The sequence below is a fragment of the Polaribacter marinus genome (assembly GCF_022662535.1).
In the GTDB taxonomy this organism is placed as follows: Bacteria; Bacteroidota; Bacteroidia; order Flavobacteriales; family Flavobacteriaceae; genus Polaribacter; species Polaribacter marinus.
Genome location: NZ_JAKQYM010000001.1, coordinates 713,106 through 731,210 on the forward strand (window position 1 = coordinate 713,106; position 18,105 = coordinate 731,210).

The 18,105-nt window shown below is 29.6% G+C and carries 18 protein-coding genes; 10 read left to right on the forward strand and 8 right to left on the reverse strand.

The features are described 5' to 3' along the window. Positions 1-128 precede the first annotated feature (128 nt). The gene (typA, locus tag MC378_RS03170) at positions 129-1,901 is read left to right on the forward strand and encodes a translational GTPase TypA (protein ID WP_242177265.1); all 1,773 of its coding nucleotides are present in this window, start codon (positions 129-131) and stop codon (positions 1,899-1,901) included. 113 nt (positions 1,902-2,014) lie between these two features. Here typA and MC378_RS03175 read toward each other — a convergent pair whose 3' ends face one another. The 5 genes from MC378_RS03175 to MC378_RS03195 all read right to left on the reverse strand — a co-directional run bounded on the left by MC378_RS03175 (position 2,015) and on the right by MC378_RS03195 (position 7,326). Continuing rightward, positions 2,015-4,024: a T9SS type A sorting domain-containing protein gene (locus MC378_RS03175; RefSeq protein WP_242177266.1), complete on the reverse strand. Its 2,010-nt coding sequence runs from the start codon at positions 4,022-4,024 to the stop codon at positions 2,015-2,017. Positions 4,025-4,030: 6 nt separating this feature from the next. Further along, positions 4,031-4,531: a hypothetical protein gene (locus MC378_RS03180; protein WP_242177267.1), complete on the reverse strand. Its 501-nt coding sequence runs from the start codon at positions 4,529-4,531 to the stop codon at positions 4,031-4,033. A 372-nt stretch (positions 4,532-4,903) separates the two neighbouring features. After that, positions 4,904-5,371: a hypothetical protein gene (locus tag MC378_RS03185; RefSeq protein WP_242177268.1), complete on the reverse strand. Its 468-nt coding sequence runs from the start codon at positions 5,369-5,371 to the stop codon at positions 4,904-4,906. Positions 5,372-5,477: 106 nt separating this feature from the next. Then, positions 5,478-5,852, reverse strand: coding sequence for a hypothetical protein (locus MC378_RS03190; RefSeq protein WP_242177269.1), 375 nt, complete (start codon positions 5,850-5,852; stop codon positions 5,478-5,480). 1 nt (position 5,853) lies between these two features. After that, positions 5,854-7,326: a potassium/proton antiporter gene (locus tag MC378_RS03195; RefSeq protein WP_242177270.1), complete on the reverse strand. Its 1,473-nt coding sequence runs from the start codon at positions 7,324-7,326 to the stop codon at positions 5,854-5,856. Between the two features lie 423 nt (positions 7,327-7,749). Here MC378_RS03195 and hisG point away from each other — a divergent pair, with 423 nt between their 5' ends. From hisG to hisIE, 9 genes are all read left to right on the forward strand, one after another. Next, positions 7,750-8,607: an ATP phosphoribosyltransferase gene (gene hisG, locus MC378_RS03200; protein WP_242177271.1), complete on the forward strand. Its 858-nt coding sequence runs from the start codon at positions 7,750-7,752 to the stop codon at positions 8,605-8,607. A gap of 113 nt (positions 8,608-8,720) precedes the next feature. Then, positions 8,721-10,004 (forward strand): histidinol dehydrogenase, encoded by a 1,284-nt coding sequence (gene hisD, locus MC378_RS03205; protein WP_242177272.1) that lies wholly within the window; start codon positions 8,721-8,723, stop codon positions 10,002-10,004. A gap of 38 nt (positions 10,005-10,042) precedes the next feature. Then, on the forward strand, positions 10,043-11,098 hold the full coding sequence (gene hisC, locus MC378_RS03210) for a histidinol-phosphate transaminase (protein WP_242177273.1): 1,056 nt from the start codon (positions 10,043-10,045) through the stop codon (positions 11,096-11,098). A 69-nt stretch (positions 11,099-11,167) separates the two neighbouring features. Next, complete coding sequence (gene hisB / locus MC378_RS03215; RefSeq protein ID WP_242177274.1) at positions 11,168-12,304, forward strand: bifunctional histidinol-phosphatase/imidazoleglycerol-phosphate dehydratase HisB; 1,137 nt, start codon at positions 11,168-11,170, stop codon at positions 12,302-12,304. Between the two features lie 54 nt (positions 12,305-12,358). Beyond that, positions 12,359-12,940 carry an imidazole glycerol phosphate synthase subunit HisH gene (gene hisH, locus MC378_RS03220; RefSeq protein WP_242177275.1) on the forward strand — a complete coding sequence of 194 codons (582 nt, stop codon included), beginning with the start codon at positions 12,359-12,361 and terminating at the stop codon, positions 12,938-12,940. A 49-nt stretch (positions 12,941-12,989) separates the two neighbouring features. After that, positions 12,990-13,280: a GIY-YIG nuclease family protein gene (locus tag MC378_RS03225; protein ID WP_242177276.1), complete on the forward strand. Its 291-nt coding sequence runs from the start codon at positions 12,990-12,992 to the stop codon at positions 13,278-13,280. 32 nt (positions 13,281-13,312) lie between these two features. Next, a complete protein-coding gene (gene hisA, locus MC378_RS03230; protein ID WP_242177277.1) occupies positions 13,313-14,050 on the forward strand; it encodes a 1-(5-phosphoribosyl)-5-[(5-phosphoribosylamino)methylideneamino]imidazole-4-carboxamide isomerase in 738 nt (245 codons plus the stop codon). Between the two features lie 79 nt (positions 14,051-14,129). Continuing rightward, positions 14,130-14,885, forward strand: a complete 756-nt coding sequence (gene hisF, locus MC378_RS03235) for an imidazole glycerol phosphate synthase subunit HisF (RefSeq protein ID WP_242177278.1) — start codon at positions 14,130-14,132, stop codon at positions 14,883-14,885. Positions 14,886-14,983: 98 nt separating this feature from the next. Further along, entirely contained in the window at positions 14,984-15,583 is a 600-nt protein-coding gene (gene hisIE, locus MC378_RS03240; RefSeq protein ID WP_242177279.1) for a bifunctional phosphoribosyl-AMP cyclohydrolase/phosphoribosyl-ATP diphosphatase HisIE, read from the forward strand. A gap of 79 nt (positions 15,584-15,662) precedes the next feature. On the opposite strand, the gene MC378_RS03245 is transcribed toward hisIE, so the two are convergent. The 3 genes from MC378_RS03245 to MC378_RS03255 form a co-directional block, all read right to left on the reverse strand. After that, a complete protein-coding gene (locus MC378_RS03245; RefSeq protein WP_242177280.1) occupies positions 15,663-16,613 on the reverse strand; it encodes a DUF5694 domain-containing protein in 951 nt (316 codons plus the stop codon). A gap of 93 nt (positions 16,614-16,706) precedes the next feature. After that, complete coding sequence (locus MC378_RS03250) at positions 16,707-17,504, reverse strand: LytTR family DNA-binding domain-containing protein (protein WP_242177281.1); 798 nt, start codon at positions 17,502-17,504, stop codon at positions 16,707-16,709. Further along, entirely contained in the window at positions 17,497-18,036 is a 540-nt protein-coding gene (locus MC378_RS03255) for a TMEM175 family protein (RefSeq protein WP_338048437.1), read from the reverse strand. Before MC378_RS03255 ends, MC378_RS03250 begins: the two co-directional genes overlap by 8 nt. Between the last annotated feature and the right edge of the window lie 69 nt (positions 18,037-18,105).

Below are 18,105 nucleotides of genomic sequence, written 5' to 3' on the forward strand. Positions count from 1 at the left end.
ATAAAATGATGTTGTCTTTGAGGTCTTTAATATCGTAAAATCAAATAAATCAACATAAAATAATTAAAGATATTTAGTGTAATTCACATCTAAACAACTACTTTTGCACGAAATTTAAGAAAGCACAAATGCAACCAATTAGAAATATCGCTATTATAGCCCACGTCGATCACGGTAAAACAACCTTAGTAGATAAAATTATAGATCAAGCAAAAATTTTAGACGAACGTAAAGAACGTACAGATTTATTGTTAGATAATAACGATTTAGAACGTGAAAGAGGAATTACAATTCTTTCTAAAAACGTATCTGTTCAATACAAAGGAACAAAAATTAACGTAATTGATACTCCTGGTCACGCCGATTTTGGTGGAGAAGTAGAACGTGTGTTAAAAATGGCTGATGGTGTTTTATTATTAGTAGATGCATTTGAAGGACCGATGCCACAAACTCGTTTTGTATTAGGGAAAGCTTTAGAATTAGGATTAACTCCTATTGTAGTTGTAAACAAAGTAGATAAAGAAAACTGTACGCCTGATATCGTTCATGAAAAAGTTTTTGATTTAATGTTTGCTTTAGAAGCTTCTGAAGAACAATTAGATTTTGCTACCGTTTATGGTTCTGCAAAGAACAATTGGATGAGTACAGATTGGAGAAATGAAACAGATAATATCATTCCATTATTAGATGCTGTTTTAGAATCAATCCCAGCAACTAAATACAACGAAGGAACACCACAAATGCAAATTACTTCTTTAGATTTTTCTGCTTTTACAGGTAGAATTGCTATTGGACGTGTTTTTCGTGGTGATTTAGAAGTAGGTAAAGATTATATGTTATGTAAATCTGATGGTTCTACTAAAAAAGTAAGAATAAAAGAATTGCACGTATTCGAAGGAATGGGGAAAGTTCAAGTTGATAAAGTACCTTGTGGAGATATTTGTGCTATTACAGGTATTGAAGGTTTTGAAATTGGTGATACTATTGCAGATTTAGAAAACCCAGAAGCATTACCAAGAACTGAAATTGACCAACCTACCATGAGTATGTTGTTTACAATTAACAATTCTCCTTTCTTTGGTAAAGAAGGTAAATATGTTACTTCTCGTCATTTAAGAGATCGTTTATTTAAAGAATTAGAAAAAAATCTTGCTTTAAAAGTTGAAGTAACAGATAGTGAAGATAAATTTAACGTTTACGGACGTGGTGTTTTACACTTATCTGTATTGATTGAAACAATGCGTAGAGAAGGATATGAATTACAAGTGGGAAGACCACAAGTAATTTTAAAAGAAATTGATGGTAAGAAACATGAGCCAATGGAAACATTGTCTATTGATGTACCTGAAGAAATGGCTTCTAAAGCAATTAATTTAGTATCTCTTAGAAAAGGTGATATGTTAATTATGGAACCTAAAGGAGATTTACAACATTTAGAATTTTCTATTCCTTCTAGAGGTTTAATTGGTTTAAGAAATAAAATTTTAACAGCAACTGGTGGTACAGCAATCATCAATCATAGATTTAGTGAATATGGTCCTTATAAAGGAGATTTTACTGAAGAAGTAAAAGGAGCAATCATTTCTTCTGCTGCAGGTAAAGCAACAGCATATGCACTAAACCGTTTGCAAGATAGAGGTCGTTTCTTTATTGATATCAATCAAGAAATTTACATTGGTCAAGTAATTGGAGAGAATAGTAAATCTGACGATTTAGCGGTAAACTTAATCAAAGGTAAACAATTAACAAACATGCGTAAATCTGGAACAGATGATGCCATGAAAATTGCTCCGAAAGTAGATTTTTCTTTAGAGGAAAATATGGAATACATTAAAGCTGATGAGTATTTAGAAGTTACTCCAGAAAGCTTACGTATGCGTAAAATTGTTTTTAAAGGATAATTAAAAATTAATATTTTATTCTTGCTTAGCAAGATGTTATATAAAACCAAAAAAGCTCAAGTTTTAAACTTGAGCTTTTTTTTATAATAATATATAAATAAAGTTAATGTTTTTTACTTTTTAACAATTCTAAACACTGCTTTTTTATTCTCATTACTTACTATTTTTAATAAATATATTCCGTTTGTCAATTCTGAAATATTTATCTTATCTAAGCTGTTTCCGTTAACTTCTTTTATCAATCGGCCATTTATATCATAAACATAAAATTTATCAATAGTTAAATCTTGTTTTGATTTTATGTTAATAAAATTTGAAGTAGGATTAGGGTAAACAGTTAATTGTTTTTGAAACTCTAAATATTTAACAGACAATACAGCTTCTATTGTAATTTCTATACAACTAGTATTATTTGTCTCATCACTTTCTGTTAATTCTTTATCATCATCAGCAGAAAAAATAATATAATAAGTTCCTGCAGTTGTATTACTAGGAATTGTAAGTGTTTCACTTTCATTACTAGATACGTCATCACTTCCAAGACTAGAGGCATCTGAACCTAGTAACACATCATTTGCACTTAAAACACAATCAGTAGATAAATAGTAACCAAGGTCAAAACTTGGCAAATCAGCATCAAGTTGAGAACCCGAATAGTTTTGCATTGCAGAAACTTCAATATTATTTCCAGCAGTTACTGTTACTAAATTTACAGATGTATTTGACACAGTAATATCTTCAGGGATGTATGCGTTTATTGTAATTTCTATACAACTAGTATTATTTGTTTCATCACTTTCTGTCAATTCTTTATCATCATCAGCAGAAAAAATAATATAATAAGTCCCTGCAGCAGTATTACTAGGAATTGTAAGTGTTTCACTTTCATTATTGGATGTATCATCACTACCAAGGCTAGAAGTATCTGAACCAAGTAAAATGTCATTTGCGCTTAAATTACAGTCAGTAGATAAATAATAACCAAGGTCAAAACTTGGTAAATCAGCATCAAGTTGAGAACCTGAATAATTTTGGGTTGCTGAAACGTCAATATCATTACCGGCAGTTACTGTTGTCAAATTTACAGATGTATTTGATAGTGTGATGTCCTCAGAAACAACTGCTACAGGGTAAGTAGCTACAATATCATATGAACTACCACTACCATCATCTGCATCAACAACTAAATAATAAGTTTGTCCTGCAACAGCATTTGTAAATATTGCAGAATCAGAACTTACAGTTCCTAAACAATCTGTAGGATCACAACTACCTAAAATATAAACATCTAAATCTCCTGAGTAATTAGATAGATTTACAGTGATAGTTCCATCTGCAGTTGGTGTTATTTTATGAACTCTTTCAGGACCTGTTTCTGTCCAAGAGTTACATCCAAAAGAAGAAATGTTAGAACTAGCTGTAGAACTACTTCCAGAATATACAACACCATTGCTTAGTTCAATTGCACTTGAACAATCTAAGCCTGTAGGAGTTGTATTAGTATAACAAGACATATTACTTATATCAGTTCTAATACTAGGTAATAAACTATATAAGTCTGTACCTGGACAAGAAGTGGCACCACCATCTTTATGGCCAGAAATATTGTTTAAATTTAATCCTGATGATGCATGATAACTTACACCAGTTACATCAACATTTTTATCTGTTGCTTCCCAAGCAATTAAGTTTTTTAAAGAATTTAAGGCACTTGCAGAAGGTGACTCTAAAGTAAAATCACCAATCATTGATACTCCCATTGTTCCAGCGTTATGTCCGCTAAAATGGGCTCCAGAAACACCACTTCCTCTTCCTTCATAGATAACGCCATTTCTATCGATCAACCAATTGTATCCAATGTCCGACCAACCATTAGTATTTACATGTAAATCCCAATAATACCTTACTTTGGCAGCATAATCTGTATTTGCAGGGAAAACAACACCATCTCCAGTATGATGTACAATTATATGAGTAACATTTGTATAAGAGGGACTAGTTTGTGCTGGATGTGTTCCGTTGGGGTCCCAACAAGACCGACTACAATGATTAGGTAAAGCGCAATCTGCATATGTATTTGCAAATGAGAAAATTGAAAGGAAAATAATAAATGCGAATTTCATAAATAGTTAGTTTTTAGGGAAAGTATATAGTCTAAATACAACTTCTTTATCTGTAGAAGAACTTGATTTAAATTGAATTGAGTTTGATTTATTTGAAACACTAGTTGCTTTGTAAACTTTTCTTTTTGGATTATTTACTTCAGTGTTAATGTTTAATTCTTTCCAATCTGACCAAACACCTTTAATTTGTTCTCTAAAAAACAATTTGTATTTATTTGTGTCAAATGAATAAGCAGAAAGCATTCCTCCTTCAGTATTTTCCATTTCTATTGTTACCGGATCTCCTGTTAGTTTTTCTGAAGAGAAAGTATGATACACTTCTATAACATTTTCTTTCTTAATTATATTTGTTTTTTCTTTTTTAGAAACGATAGTTTTTACAGTATCTATAACTATTTTTTCTGTTTCTTGTTTTTTATCACTTTTAACATCTTCTTTATTGGTTTTTTGATTACAAGCGGCTATTACAATTAAAAGAAATGCAATAAAAAAAATAATTTTCCTCATTTTGGCTTTGAATTTATAAATCGTGGGGTTAATAATAAATAATCTTGTTTATTAATATTGAATAAAAATAATAAAAAAATATTAAAAACCGCAACAAATAAACACAATAATGCTTTTTTAATGCATTATTATCGCAAAATAATAAATAAACTGCATTAAAATTGCCAGTTTGTAAAGGTTGTTAAAATACAGTTTTAGCATATTATGAACTAGATTTGCAATAAATTAAAACCAATTCTTAGTATATATAAATAATAAAAACAGCAGCAAATGATTAACACTTGGTCAATATTTAAATTAAATTTAAATGTTGACTCTGGCTAATTATTATTTGCTGCTGCTATTATAGAAAAAGTGTTCTATTTTTTACTCTTATAAAATACTGTTTATCAATTTGTTCCATTTTTCTATGGATTGATACTCACCACTTAGTTGATAATTTATTTTAGAGTTGTAAAATTCTAAAATACTATTTGCTGAATTTTTGGCAATAGGAGTAAAGTTTAAATTTAATTTGTCAATTGAATTACCAGATGAAGATCTACTAATATTGGCGATTTCACATTTTTTAATTGTAGACAAATCAACAAACTGTTGTTTAAGATAGCCTTCATCTGTTCTTGAAACAAAGGAAATAGCCTTTTTAGGGGTGTCTATTCCTATAGCATAACATCCACAAGTTTCGTAATCTGATATTTCACAATCATTTTGTTTTGCTATTTCTTGAAGTGAATTTAATAATTCTTTTTCTTTTTTCTTTTTAATTCTATTTGTTACTACAAAAGGTATTGCACATAAAGTAATACCAACTACTCCTATAATAATTGTTCCTAAATCCATTTTTATAATTTTAATTTTGATATAATAATTTTTTATATGAGTCGGTTATCCGAAACATATCAATACATAAACAATAACTACACAAAAGGTAGTTTGATTAAAATAATTACCAGAAATTATGGAAAGGAAAAATTAAGTCAGACTTTCTCTGCCTAATTAGTAAGGTTTTTAAATGATTTTTATATTGTTTAAATTTTGCATTAAACAATAATTGATTAGAATAAGAAATTGTCCAAAAATCATTAAAAGACAATTTTAAATTTGTTGTAGTATATTCTGTTAGATCAGAAAGAAGATTTTCAAATTCATGACCATGAGTAAAAAGAACTTTAGATGCTGTAGATAAAAATACTTTCTGTTCATTCTCTTGTCCAATACGATGTGTATTAAAACCTAAAGATGAATTTGCAGAAATAAAAACACCAAAACAATAAATTGAAATGAGTAAGAGTACTTTTATAAGTTGATTTTTCTTTTCCATTTTAAATTAAAGTTTTCTTTTCAAGTAACTCATTTACTTCATTTAAACTTTCATCATTATCTAACAAAACAACTAAAATGTCATTCTCTTCTATAACGGTAGCTCCACCAGGACGAACAAATTGATCACCACGCTTTATCATGCTAATAAATGCAGACTTAGGAAAATGTAAATCTATAATTCGTTTGTTAACGGCATAACTGTGAGGAGGAATAATTATTTCTTTCATTGCCGATTTTGGCAAATCTAAAATATAGCGATCATTTTCGGCTATTGGCTTTATTTTATCGGGTAAGGCAACTTTTAACCATTTAGAAAAAATAGACAAGGTAGTTCCTTGAATTAAAATTGACGTAACTGATATAAAAAAGACAATATTAAAAATCATATTTGCTTTTTCTATCCCTGCTAAAAGCGGATAAGTTGCAAATACAATTGGTACTGCACCCCTTAAACCTACCCAGGAGATGTAAAATCTTCGTCTTAGTTTCATCTTAAAAAACATAAGACTTATAAATACACCAATAGGTCTGGCCACAACAATAAGAAATATAGAAATGAGTAATCCAATTCCCATATATGGGATGATTTGAGAAGGAAAAACAAGCAAACCTAATGTAAGAAATAGTACAATTTGCATTAACCAAGCCATACCATCAAACATTTTTAAAATGGTAGATTTATGTATTAAATCTTGATTTCCTAAATAAACAGCACAAATATAAATGGCAAGAAATCCGTTTCCACCAACAACGTTTGTCGCAGAGAAAGTAATAAACATAAGTGCTATTACCAAAACGGGATAAAGTCCTTCAAAACCAAGTTTAATTTTATTGATAATAATCTTACTTAATTTACCAAAAGCAAATCCAGCAATACCTCCCAAAATCATTTGTTGGAAAAACATCAAAACGATTGAAAGGATACTCTCGTTTTGATTGATAACTAAAGTCAAAAAAGCCAGAGTTAATACATAGGCCATCGGATCGTTACTTCCACTTTCTAGCTCTAATGTTGGTCTTAGATTATTTTTAAGGGCAATATTTTTTGATCGTAAAATAGAAAATACTGCTGCTGCATCTGTAGAAGAAACAATAGAACCTAACAACATGCTTTCAAAAATGGTGAAATCGGTAACAAACCAAACAAATGTTCCTAAAGAAACTGCCGTTAGTAAAACACCGAGAGTAGATAAAATTAAACCTTCTTTAAGTATCGGTTTTACGGCCTTAAAATTAGTGTCTAGTCCACCAGAAAACAAAATAAAATTAAGGGAAACAATACCAATAAATTGTGCTATTTTAGGATCATCAAAACGAATTCCTCCAATACCATCAGAACCAGCCAACATTCCAATTGCTAAAAAAAGTATTAAAGTAGGTACTCCAAACTTATATGAAGTTTTACCTACTACAATACTAATAAATAGCAATAGAGAGCCAATTAATAGTATGTTTTCAATGGTTAGAATCATTTTTTATATTCCTTATAATAGAGAGTGCAAATTTAGTTTATTTATCAAAAACAATAATTAAATACTTGTTTTTTTAAGACATTTGTTTATCAAACACTAAATATCATATTAATAATTAATTAGAAATATAATATGTAATTAACAATACAAATAGGTTTTTTTTTGATTTTTACTAAAAATAAACAGTAAATAAAAATTTAGCACATAACATTTGGTATATTGAAAATAAATTCTGAATCTTTGTTCAGATAAAAAAAGAAATGAACTTTATTCAAAAACATCATCATCATTTTCATATTTGCTCTCAGGCGAACTGAAAATGTATTGAATAAAATCAACATATTTACAAACCCGTTTGAGCTAATCAAACGGGTTTTTTATGTTAAAAAAATCAGGGATTGCTCAAGCATTACATCAACAAAAATGAACAAATTAAGAATTGCAGTACAAAAATCAGGTAGATTAAATGAAGATTCAATGAAAATCTTAAAAGATATCGGAATCTCAATAGACAACGGTAAGGATCAATTAAAAGCTTCTGCTAGAAATTTTCCTGTTGAAGTTTTTTATCTTAGAAATGGTGATATCCCTCAATATTTAAGAGATGGAGTAGTAGATGCTGCTATTATTGGAGAAAATGTTTTAATAGAAAAAGGAAACGATTTAGAGTTTATACAACGCTTAGGATTTTCTAAGTGTAAGGTATCTATTGCGGTGCCTAAAGAATCAAAAGCAAACTCTTTAAAAGATTTAGATGGAAAAAGAATCGCAACTTCTTATCCAGAAACAGTAAAAAAATATTTAAAAGAATACAATATAGACGCACAATTACATATTATTAATGGCTCAGTAGAAATTGCACCAAATATTGGTTTAGCAGATGGAATTTGTGATATAGTTTCTAGTGGTTCAACATTATTTAAAAATGGCTTAAAAGAGGTTGAAGTTCTTTTAAAATCGGAAGCAGTTTTAGCAGTTTCACCAGAAATTTCTAATGAAAGAAAAGCTATTTTAGAGAAAATACAATTTAGAATTCAATCGGTTTTAAAAGGACAAAATTCTAAATATGTGTTGTTAAATGCGCCGAATAATAAGTTAGACGATATTTTAAAATTATTACCAGGTATGAGAAGTCCTACGGTTTTGCCTTTAGCAGAAAAAGGATGGAGCTCAGTACACACAGTAATAAGTAAAAATGAATTTTGGGAAATTATAGATGAGTTAAAAGCAAAGGGAGCAGAAGGAATTTTAGTTTGTCCTATTGAAAAAATGGTACTTTAAATAGATTTTAGAAAAATCTATTTAAAGCATGCTGAACTTGTTTCAGTATCTTAATAAAAAAATATAGTAAAAAGACCCTCAATTAAATTTTAGGGTTAATGAACCCAATAATTATGAAAACAATCCTAAATCCACCAGAAAAAGATTGGACTACAATTCTAGAAAGACCTACTATAACCGTAGGTGATATAGAATTAACTGTCAATCAGGTTTTTGACGATGTAAAAAGAAATGGAAATTCTGCTATAGATAAGTACACTTCAATTTTTGATGGTATTTCTTTAGAAAATAGTTTAGTATCAAAAGAAGAAATTAAAGAAGCAATGGCAACTGTTTCAAAAGATTTAAAAGATGCTATTGCAGTTGCAAAAGAAAATATCACAAAATTTCACAAAGCCCAAAAAACAGCAAAAGTTTTTATAGAAACGGCAAATGGTGTTGCTTGTTGGCAAGAAAAAAGACCTATTCAAAAAGTAGGTTTGTATATTCCAGGAGGTACAGCTCCACTTTTTTCAACAGTTCTAATGTTAGCTGTTCCTGCTCAAATAGCGGGATGCAAAGAAATTGTTTTGTGTTCTCCACCCAATAAACTTGGTAAAATTAATCCTGCTATTTTGTATGCTGCAAATCTTTGCGGTGTAACAAAAATTATAAAAGTTGGCGGAATACAAGCTATTGCAGGTTTAACCTTTGGAACAGAAACAATTCCACAAGTATATAAAATTTTTGGTCCAGGAAATCAGTTTGTAACAGTAGCAAAACAATTAGCAACAAAATTTGGAGTTGCCATTGATATGCCTGCTGGACCAAGTGAATTATTAGTTGTTGCAGATGATACTGCTAATGCAAGTTATGTTGCGTCGGATTTGTTAAGTCAAGCAGAACATGGTGCCGATAGTCAAGTTATTTTAGTTTCTACTTCAAAAGATTTAATTGCTAAAGTTGAAATTGAAATAGAAAAACAAATTGTAGAATTGACAAGATTTGAAATTGCTCAAAAAGCAATCAATAATTCTAAATCAATTTTTGTTGAGAATGATAAAATTGCATTGGAATTAATCAATGAATATGGACCAGAACATTTTATTGTTTGTACTAATAATAACGATTTTTATGTAGACAATATCGAAAATGCAGGTTCTGTATTTATTGGTAATTATTCGCCAGAAAGTGCAGGTGATTATGCTTCTGGAACCAACCATACTTTACCAACAAATGGGTTTTCAAAAGCCTATTCAGGTGTAAATTTAGACAGTTTTACAAAGAGTATTACTTTTCAAAAAATATCAAAAGTAGGAATTCAAACAATTGGAAGATCTATTGAAATAATGGCAGCTGCAGAAGGTTTAGATGCGCATAAAAATGCAGTTTCAATTCGCTTAAAAGATTTGCAATAAAAATGTAACAAAAACTCCTTTTTTGGAGTCTTTAAAATATGAAAACAAACTTCAACATCAATAGCCTACTAAGAGAAAATATCAAATCTCTAAAACCTTATTCCTCTGCTAGAGATGAATATAAAGATATAACGACTAAAAAAATGATTTTCTTAGATGCGAATGAAAATCCTTTTGAAAATGGTGTAAATCGTTATCCAGATCCTCAACAAAATAATGTAAAAAATTTACTTTCTAAAATTAAAACAGTTTCTAAAGAAAATATTTTATTAGGAAATGGGAGTGATGAAGTTTTAGATTTGATTTTTAGAGCCTTTTGCGAACCTAATAAAGATAATATCATCACTTTACCACCAACTTATGGAATGTATGATGTACTCGCAAACATAAATGCAATTCAAAATAGAGAGGTGTTGTTAAATAAAGATTTTCAACCAAAAGTAAACCAAATATTAGAAACAGCAGATACAAATAGTAAAGTGTTGTTTTTATGTTCACCCAATAATCCTACAGGAAATACTTTTACTGTTGATGCTGTTGAAGAGTTATTGACAAAATTTAATGGTTTAGTTATTTTAGATGAGGCATATATCGATTTTTCTAAGCATAAGAGTTGGTTAGAAAAATTAGAGAAATTTCCAAATTTAATAATTACTCAAACTTTATCGAAAGCCTTTGGTTTGGCGGGAATTCGTTTAGGCGTTTGTTATGCCTCTAAAGAAATTATCAAAGTTTTAAATAACATAAAACCTCCTTATAACGTTAATGAGTTAACACAGCAAAAAGCAATTATACGTCTTCAGCAAATAGATGAAATTCAAAATGAAATTGCTCAATTAGTTAGTGAAAGAAAACGTCTTAAAAATGAATTAGAAAGTTCTATAAGTTATGTTGAAAAGGTGTATTCATCTGATGCTAACTTTTTATTAATAAAAGTTGATGATGCAAATAAACGTTACAATCAATTAATTGATTATGGTGTGGTAATAAGAAATAGAACGACACAGCCATTATGTGAAAATTGTTTGCGTATCAGTGTTGGGATTTGTGAAGAAAATCAAAAATTATTAAGAGCTTTAAAAGCAATACAATAAATAAAGCTATTGATTATTCGTCTTTAGCATTTTGCTAAAAGTTGAAAGCCAAAAGCCAAAAATTACAATATGAAAAAAGTATTATTTATAGACAGAGACGGAACCTTAGTTCTAGAACCGCCAGTAGATTATCAATTAGATAGCTTAGAAAAGTTAGAATTTTACCCAAAAGTATTTCAATACATGGCAAAAATTGCTTCAGAATTGGATTACGAATTGGTAATGGTTACCAACCAAGATGGTTTGGGTACAGCTTCTTTTCCAGAAGATACTTTTTGGCCTGCTCAAAATAAAGTAATATCAGCTTTTGAAAAAGAAGGCGTTGTTTTCTCTGAGGTTTGTATTGATAAAACGTTTCCGCATGAAAATGCAGAAACTCGTAAGCCAAGAACCGGTTTGTTAACCAAATATTTTTCTGAAGAATATGATTTGGCAAACTCTTTTGTGTTAGGTGATAGAATTACCGACATGGAATTGGCTAAAAATTTAGGAGCTAAAGGAATTTTTTTATCAGAAAATCCAGAATTGGGTGCTGATGAAGTAGAGGCTGATGTAAAAGCAATTCATGATTGTATTGCTTTAACTTCTACCGATTGGAAAACTATTTATGAGTTTTTAAAATTAGAAGATAGAGTTTCGGAAATTACAAGAAACACCAACGAAACTAAGATTTATATCAAACTAAATTTAGACGGTTCTGGTAAAAATGATATTTCTACAGGCGTTAAGTTTTTCGACCACATGTTAGATCAAATTGGTCGTCATGGTGCGATGGATTTAACCGTAAAAGTGGATGGAGATTTAGAGGTTGATGAACATCACACCATAGAAGATACCATGATTGCTTTAGGAGAATTGTTCCACAAAGCCTTAGGAAATAAATTAGGAATAGAACGTTACGGATTCTGTTTGCCAATGGATGATTGTTTGGCACAAGCTGCTGTAGATTTTGGAGGAAGACCATGGATTGAGTGGGATGCTGAATTTAATCGTGAAATGATTGGAGACATGCCTACCGAAATGTTTTTCCACTTGTTTAAATCGTTTACAGACGGAGCCAAATGTAATTTAAACATTAAGGCTGAAGGAGTAAATGAGCATCATAAAATTGAAGGAATTTTTAAGGCTTTTGCAAAAGCGATGAAAATGGCGGTTAAAAGAGACGCAAACAAGATGTTTTTACCATCAACAAAAGGAGTGTTGTAAAATTACCTTTAGCTATTAGCCATTTGCTAATAGCCAAAAGCTAAAAGCTAAAGAATGAAATTAGTCATTATAGATTACGGAGCAGGAAATATAAAAAGTATTCAGTTTGCCTTTAAACGTTTAGGAGTAGATGCTATTTTGTCAAATAATATAGATGAAATAAAAGGAGCAGATAAAGTGATTTTTCCAGGAGTTGGAGAAGCAAGTTCTGCCATAAAAATGTTGCAAGAAAGCAGATTGGATAAGGTAATTCCTACTTTAAAACAACCGGTTTTAGGGATTTGTTTAGGAATGCAGTTAATGTGTAATTCCTCTGAAGAAGGAAATACAAAAGGATTGGGTATTTTTGATGTAGCTATAAAAAAGTTTTCGAAAGCTGTAAAAGTTCCGCAAATGGGGTGGAATGTGATTTATAATTTGAAATCTGATTTATTTACAGGAATTAAAGAAAAAGAATTCATGTATTTAGTGCATAGTTTTTATGCAGAAAATTGTGAAGAAGCCATTGCAACGACAGATTATGAATTTGAATATGCATCTGCTTTACAAAAAAATAATTTTTACGGAACTCAGTTTCATCCAGAGAAGAGTGGAAAAGTTGGGGAACAAATATTGAAGAATTTTTTGGCACTTTAGCGTCATTCTGAACTTGTTTCAGAATTTATTGTTTTCAGTTAATTAAATGATGAATTATTACTGTTACATTTTATCAAATAAAAATAGAACCTTACTTTATGTTGGTTCTACTAATAATTTAGAAAAAAGAATTAAAGTTCATAAGTCTGGAAATGGAGCTAATTTTACAAGAAAATATAATGTTTTTGACTTAATATATTTTGAAATATTTAGTGATAATAAAACTGCGAGAAAGAGAGAAAGACAATTGAAGAATTGGCATAAAGAGTGGAAATGGAATTTTGTAAAAAAAAACGAATCCAGATTTAAAAACATTAGAATTAGAATAAAAAGACCCTGAAACAAGTTCAGGGTTGATTAACAAGTTGATCAATGAGAATAATACCAGCCATAGATATTATAGACGGAAAATGTGTCCGTTTAACAAAAGGTGATTATAATACCAAGAAAATTTACAACGAAAATCCGTTAGAAGTAGCCAAAGAATTTGAAGCTGCAGGAATCGAATATTTACATGTTGTAGATTTAGATGGTGCAAAAGCAAGTCAGATTATCAACTATAGAGTATTAGAGCAAATTGCTTCTAAAACCAATTTAAAAATTGATTTTGGTGGTGGTTTAAAATCTGATAAAGATCTAGAAATTGCTTTTAATTCTGGTGCAAATCAAATTACGGGAGGAAGTATTGCTGTAAAAAATGCTGAAATATTTGAAAGCTGGATTTCAACATATGGTTCAGAAAAAATTATTTTAGGAGCCGATTTTTATCCTGATGCAACAGGAGGAAAGATTGCAACCAATGGTTGGCAAGAAGAAAGTTCTTTAGAATTGATTCCGTTTATTTCTGATTATCAGCAAATAGGAATTCAGTATATCATTTGTACAGATATTTCTAAAGACGGCATGTTAGAAGGACCAAGTTTCGATATCTATCAACAGATTTTGTCCGAAGTAAAAAATGTAAAATTAATTGCTTCTGGAGGAATTTCTGCTTTTGATGAATTGCCAAAATTAGCAGAAAATGGTTGTGAAGCTGTTATTATTGGAAAAGCAATTTATGAGAATAAAATTAGCTTAAAACAATTAGAACAATTTATATTAACAAAATAAATGTCATTGCGAGGAACGAAGCAATCTCTTAATTAATAGACAGATTGCTTCGTGCCTCGCAATGACGAATTAGAATAAAATGTTAACAAAAAGAATAGTACCTTGTTTAGATATTAAAAACGGAAGAACTGTAAAAGGTGTCAATTTCGTTAATTTAATAGATGCAGGAGATCCGGTGGTTTTAGCAAAACAATATGCAGATTTAGGTGCAGACGAATTGGTTTTCTTAGATATTGCTGCAACTTTAGAAAATAGAGGAACTACCTTAGACATGGTTTTAAAAGTAGCCGAACAAGTAAATATTCCGTTTACTGTTGGTGGTGGAATTTCTTCTGTAGAACATGTAGATAAATTGTTAAAGTGTGGTGCAGATAAGGTTTCTATTAACTCTTCCGCAGTAAAAAGACCAGATTTAATAAACGAGTTGGCAGAGAAATTCGGAAGTCAGTGTGTGGTGGTTGCAATTGATGCAAAAAAAATTGATGGAGAATGGTTTGTACACTTGGCAGGAGGAACAATTCCTACGGATATCAAACTTTTTGAATGGGCTAAAGAAGTAGAAGAACGTGGAGCAGGAGAAATTTTATTTACTTCTATGAATCATGATGGCACAAAAGCAGGTTTTGCAAATGAAGCTTTGGCACATTTATCAGAATTATTAAACATACCAATTATTGCTTCTGGTGGTGCAGGAACAATTCAGCATTTTGCAGATACGTTTACAAAAGGAAAAGCAGACGCTGCTTTAGCTGCGAGTGTTTTTCACTTCGGAGAAATACCAATTTTAGAGTTAAAAGAGGAGTTAAAAAAACAAAATATACCAGTGCGATTGTAACGTCATTACGAGGAAGAATGACGAAGTAATCTTACAATATAAAATCAGATTGCTACAGCAAATTATTATTTGCTTCGCAATGACAGAAAATAAATAAAATGAATATAGATTTTAATAAAAACAACGACGGATTAGTACCCGCAATCATTCAAGATGCAACTACTAAAAATGTATTGATGTTGGGATACATGAATGAAGAAGCGTTTGCAAAAACGAAAGAAACTAAATTAGTTACTTTCTTTTCTAGAACTAAAAATAGACTTTGGACCAAAGGTGAAGAAAGTGGAAATGTACTGAATTTAGTGGATATTAAACTAGATTGTGATAATGATACATTATTAGTTTTTGTTAATCCGAATGGACCAACCTGCCATAAAGGAACAGATACGTGTTGGGGAGAAGAAAACAAATCAAATTATGGTTTCTTTTCTACTTTAGAAGATGTTATTACAGAAAGAGTGGCTAATAAAGATACTCAGAAATCTTACGTAGCAAGTTTATTTGCTAAAGGAATTAATAAAGTTGCGCAGAAAGTAGGAGAGGAAGCAGTAGAAACTGTTATTGAAGCAATGGATAATAATGATGAATTATTTATCTATGAATCGGCAGATTTAATGTTTCACTACTTAATGTTGCTGCAAGCAAAAGGTTTTACTTTAAAAGATATTGAAGCAGAATTAAAAGGTAGACATAAATAATTTGATTTTATACTTATAAAGTAAAAAACCTCACAGTATTAATTGTGAGGTTTTTTTAATGGATTATAATTTAGTCAGCTTAATAATCGTTCATCAAAATAACTTTAAAATTAGGATAGTTTTCTTTAAATTCTTTTTCTAAACCAATTACATGAGCTGCTCCAATAATAACAATATTTCTTTGTTTTTTTGATTTGATAACTTCATTTGAAATGTTTTTAGCAATTCTCATATTTCTTTCATCAAAATATTTTCTTCCTTCTTTACAGCCTTCAGTATCTTGTACTACATAAGAAAACGAAGCCATATCATGCAATTGTTGTAATGATTTTCTTTTATTAGTATGAGTACCCAAACCTCTAAAAATTGCAGGAATAATTGCACTGTTATAACTTTTTTTATTCAGTTTAACATTTGCTGCGTTATTACCGTTTTTAACACCTTCTTTATTGCATTTATCCCAAGCTGTATGATATTCCTTATTGGTTTGCTGATCATCAATATTTATCACTCTTTTTTGATTCATAGATAAGGCTAACTTATAGGTTAAATCTCCATCTTCATGTCTTGTCGGTTTTTGTGCGCCTTTTATTCCGTACTTTTTGATATATGAATAGTATTCATAATTTCCATTATCTCTTTTGTAAATGAATGAATTGATTAGATACTCTAAATCAGCATCATTCATGTCTTTAAAATGTTTATGAATGGTTGTGTTGAATTTTGCTTCATTAAAGTTAAAACTCTTTTGTAAAGAGTCCGATAATTTATAAAACGTTTTATATCCATTAGACCATCCATTTTTTAAATACTCCCAAGAAATAGAATCATTTGCCATTGGCGATTCTACATAAATAGCTTCTGGTTTGTATTTTTTTGCAAACTTCAGCATCGGTTTGTAACTATTCTTTACAATTTTAGGAACCGTATGCATGGTTCCAATAATTATAATTTCTTGTGGTTTATTTTGTGATGATAAAACAAATATTGATAAAAATAATACGGTAATAAAAGTGATTTGAGTTTTCATAATAATAGATTTTGTGATTAAACTTCCTGAGACAAAACTAGAAAGTAAATCACAATAAAATCAATATGAATAGGTGTTTGGGGCGAAATGCAGCTATTCTGTGGTAGAATTCAAAACGGTTTTTACATCATTTTGATAGGTTCTAGAAACTGGCACTTCTATGTGGTGAAATAATATAACAAACAATTTACTATTAGCTGTTTTCCACTGTAAAAAATGAAAGGGATTGATTACATAAGAACGATGTGTTCTTAAAAGTTGTGGAAATTCATCAGCAATAACTGATAACTTATTTCTAATTAAATGTTTCTTTAATTCATTTCCTGATACATAAAAAACTTCGATATAATTATCTGAAGATTGAATGCAAATAATGTCATTTAAAAATAAACGTAAACCTTCATAATTTCCTTCGCCTTTAATTTCAATTTTAAGTGCTTCTGTTTGTTTATTCTTGTATTTTCCAAAAGCAAAACGGCCAAAAATAATGATGGGCAAAATAGTAGAAAGTACCGGTAAAATAATTGTTTTTAAATGAAAACTTAAATCATGTGGATTGGGTTCTCCAGGTACAATTACATATAGATAAAACAATCTTGTACTCACAATTCCAATACTTATAAAAATAAATAAGAATAAAATTTCAGTTTTTATAAACCAATTTTCATTATTTTTTTTAAATAAAAAATGCTGAATTGGTAAGAAAAGTAAATAACAAAAAGCACCTAATACACCATAGAGTGGTAAATAAATCAATTTTTCTGTACGATTAAAAACACTTACATCAAAAGGTTCTGTAAAATATAGAAAAACAAAAATCCAAATGGCTAAACCAAATGCAATGATAAAATGATGTTTTATGGAAGGATCAAAAGGGTATTTTTTATTCAATTGCGGCTTCTTTTTTTAGTTGTTTCTTAAAATATTTTTTTAATAAAATTTCAAAAACAAATAGTAAAATAAATAAAAACCTTGCCATATAAGGTAGGTAAAAAGTTAAAAAACCAGCCAATGCCCAAATGATAAAAGCATTTAAAGCTCTTATTTTAAAGTATTTCCCTAAAATAGGTGTTATGCCAGTTAAACCTTTTTCTTTTTTAGTGATATAAACATTTAGCAAATAATTAAAGAAACCAATTGCAGAAAGATTAAAACAATAAAAAGCAAAAGGTCCATTAAAATTAAATCCTTTTACATAAAAAGCTGTAGAAAAGGGCAGAAGCACAATAAAAAAAAGTAATAAAATATTATACCATAAAACCTTATTGTTAATGGTAGAAGTATATTTCATAATTCTCATGTGGGCAACCCAATACAGGGCAGTAACCATAAAACTTACTACTAAACCTATAAAACTAGGAATTCTATTGGCTAAAATTTCAAGTGTATTTCCATTTTGTAACTCTTTGTAACTTGGAATGATCTGTGTTAAAAACCTATTGTTTTTTGTTAAATTTTCATCTAATTACAGCAATATAAATTTTGATGATTT

What these genes read in the sequence shown, in the direction of transcription:
- typA (WP_242177265.1), top strand. Translation starts at nt 129, where the DNA reads ATGCAACCAATTAGAAATATCGCTATTATAGCCCACGTCGATCACGGT.
- MC378_RS03175 (WP_242177266.1), bottom strand. Translation starts at nt 4,024, where the DNA reads ATGAAATTCGCATTTATTATTTTCCTTTCAATTTTCTCATTTGCAAAT.
- MC378_RS03180 (WP_242177267.1), bottom strand. Translation starts at nt 4,531, where the DNA reads ATGAGGAAAATTATTTTTTTTATTGCATTTCTTTTAATTGTAATAGCC.
- MC378_RS03185 (WP_242177268.1), bottom strand. Translation starts at nt 5,371, where the DNA reads ATGGATTTAGGAACAATTATTATAGGAGTAGTTGGTATTACTTTATGT.
- MC378_RS03190 (WP_242177269.1), bottom strand. Translation starts at nt 5,852, where the DNA reads ATGGAAAAGAAAAATCAACTTATAAAAGTACTCTTACTCATTTCAATT.
- MC378_RS03195 (WP_242177270.1), bottom strand. Translation starts at nt 7,326, where the DNA reads ATGATTCTAACCATTGAAAACATACTATTAATTGGCTCTCTATTGCTA.
- hisG (WP_242177271.1), top strand. Translation starts at nt 7,750, where the DNA reads ATGAACAAATTAAGAATTGCAGTACAAAAATCAGGTAGATTAAATGAA.
- hisD (WP_242177272.1), top strand. Translation starts at nt 8,721, where the DNA reads ATGAAAACAATCCTAAATCCACCAGAAAAAGATTGGACTACAATTCTA.
- hisC (WP_242177273.1), top strand. Translation starts at nt 10,043, where the DNA reads ATGAAAACAAACTTCAACATCAATAGCCTACTAAGAGAAAATATCAAA.
- hisB (WP_242177274.1), top strand. Translation starts at nt 11,168, where the DNA reads ATGAAAAAAGTATTATTTATAGACAGAGACGGAACCTTAGTTCTAGAA.
- hisH (WP_242177275.1), top strand. Translation starts at nt 12,359, where the DNA reads ATGAAATTAGTCATTATAGATTACGGAGCAGGAAATATAAAAAGTATT.
- MC378_RS03225 (WP_242177276.1), top strand. Translation starts at nt 12,990, where the DNA reads ATGAATTATTACTGTTACATTTTATCAAATAAAAATAGAACCTTACTT.
- hisA (WP_242177277.1), top strand. Translation starts at nt 13,313, where the DNA reads ATGAGAATAATACCAGCCATAGATATTATAGACGGAAAATGTGTCCGT.
- hisF (WP_242177278.1), top strand. Translation starts at nt 14,130, where the DNA reads ATGTTAACAAAAAGAATAGTACCTTGTTTAGATATTAAAAACGGAAGA.
- hisIE (WP_242177279.1), top strand. Translation starts at nt 14,984, where the DNA reads ATGAATATAGATTTTAATAAAAACAACGACGGATTAGTACCCGCAATC.
- MC378_RS03245 (WP_242177280.1), bottom strand. Translation starts at nt 16,613, where the DNA reads ATGAAAACTCAAATCACTTTTATTACCGTATTATTTTTATCAATATTT.